The sequence below is a fragment of the Alkalihalobacterium elongatum genome (assembly GCF_019024285.1).
GTDB lineage: Bacteria > Bacillota > Bacilli > Bacillales > Bacillaceae_F > Alkalihalobacterium > Alkalihalobacterium elongatum.
In genome coordinates this window covers 1-1,613 of the sequence record NZ_WMKZ01000056.1, presented here as the reverse complement: position 1 = coordinate 1,613, position 1,613 = coordinate 1, and the positions used below count along the sequence as shown (strand labels likewise).

Here is a 1,613-nt window from a genome sequence, read left to right as displayed (position 1 = left end):
AGACCTATCAACCTCATCATCTCTAAGGGGTCTTACTTACTTGACGTAATGGGAAATCTCATCTTGAGGGGGGCTTCACGCTTAGATGCTTTCAGCGCTTATCCCGTCCACACGTAGCTACCCAGCTATGCTCCTGGCGGAACAACTGGTACACCAGCGGTGTGTCCATCCCGGTCCTCTCGTACTAAGGACAGCTCCTCTCAAATTTCCTACGCCCACGACGGATAGGGACCGAACTGTCTCACGACGTTCTGAACCCAGCTCGCGTACCGCTTTAATGGGCGAACAGCCCAACCCTTGGGACCTACTTCAGCCCCAGGATGCGATGAGCCGACATCGAGGTGCCAAACCTCCCCGTCGATGTGGACTCTTGGGGGAGATAAGCCTGTTATCCCCAGGGTAGCTTTTATCCGTTGAGCGATGGCCCTTCCATGCGGAACCACCGGATCACTAAGCCCGACTTTCGTCCCTGCTCGACTTGTAGGTCTCGCAGTCAAGCTCCCTTATGCCTTTGCACTCTGCGAATGATTTCCAACCATTCTGAGGGAACCTTTGGGCGCCTCCGTTACTGTTTAGGAGGCGACCGCCCCAGTCAAACTGCCCACCTGACACTGTCCCTGAACCGGATCACGGTTCGAGGTTAGAACTTCAATACAGCCAGGGTAGTATCCCACCGACGCCTCCACGTAAGCTGGCGCTCACGCTTCCAAGGCTCCTACCTATCCTGTACAAGCTGTACCAAAATCCAATATCAAGCTACAGTAAAGCTCCATGGGGTCTTTCCGTCCTGTCGCGGGTAACCTGCATCTTCACAGGTAATATAATTTCACCGGGTCTCTCGTTGAGACAGTGTCCAAGTCGTTACACCATTCGTGCGGGTCGGAACTTACCCGACAAGGAATTTCGCTACCTTAGGACCGTTATAGTTACGGCCGCCGTTTACTGGGGCTTCGGTTCACAGCTTCGGCTTGCGCCTAACCACTCCCCTTAACCTTCCAGCACCGGGCAGGTGTCAGCCCCTATACTTCGCCTTGCGGCTTCGCAGAGACCTGTGTTTTTGCTAAACAGTCGCTTGGACCTATTCACTGCGGCTCTCTCGGGCATACACCCTAACAGAGCACCCCTTCTCCCGAAGTTACGGGGTCATTTTGCCGAGTTCCTTAACGAGAGTTCTCCCGAGCGTCTTAGAATTCTCTTCCCGCCTACCTGTGTCGGTTTGCGGTACGGGCACCTCTCACCTCGCTAGAGGCTTTTCTTGGCAGTGTAGGATCAGGAACTTCGGTACTTAATTTCCCTCGCTATCACAGCTCAGCCTTAATGGTAAGCGGATTTGCCTACTTACCAGCCTAACTGCTTAGACGCACATCCATCAGTGCGCTTACCCTACCTTACTGCGTCCCCCCATTGCTCAAACGGTGAGGAGGTGGTACAGGAATTTCAACCTGTTGTCCATCGCCTACGCCTTTCGGCCTCGGCTTAGGTCCCGACTTACCCTGAGCGGACGAGCCTTCCTCAGGAAACCTTAGGCTTTCGACGGAGGGGATTCTCACCCCTCTTTTCGCTACTCATACCGGCATTCTCACTTCTAAGCGCTCCACCAGTCCTTCCGGTCT

1 rRNA gene is annotated in these 1,613 nt (G+C 54.2%); it reads right to left on the bottom strand.

What is annotated here, in order from left to right:
* Positions 1–1,613: ribosomal RNA gene (locus tag GKP30_RS23310) — 23S ribosomal RNA — on the bottom strand; the annotation flags it as partial.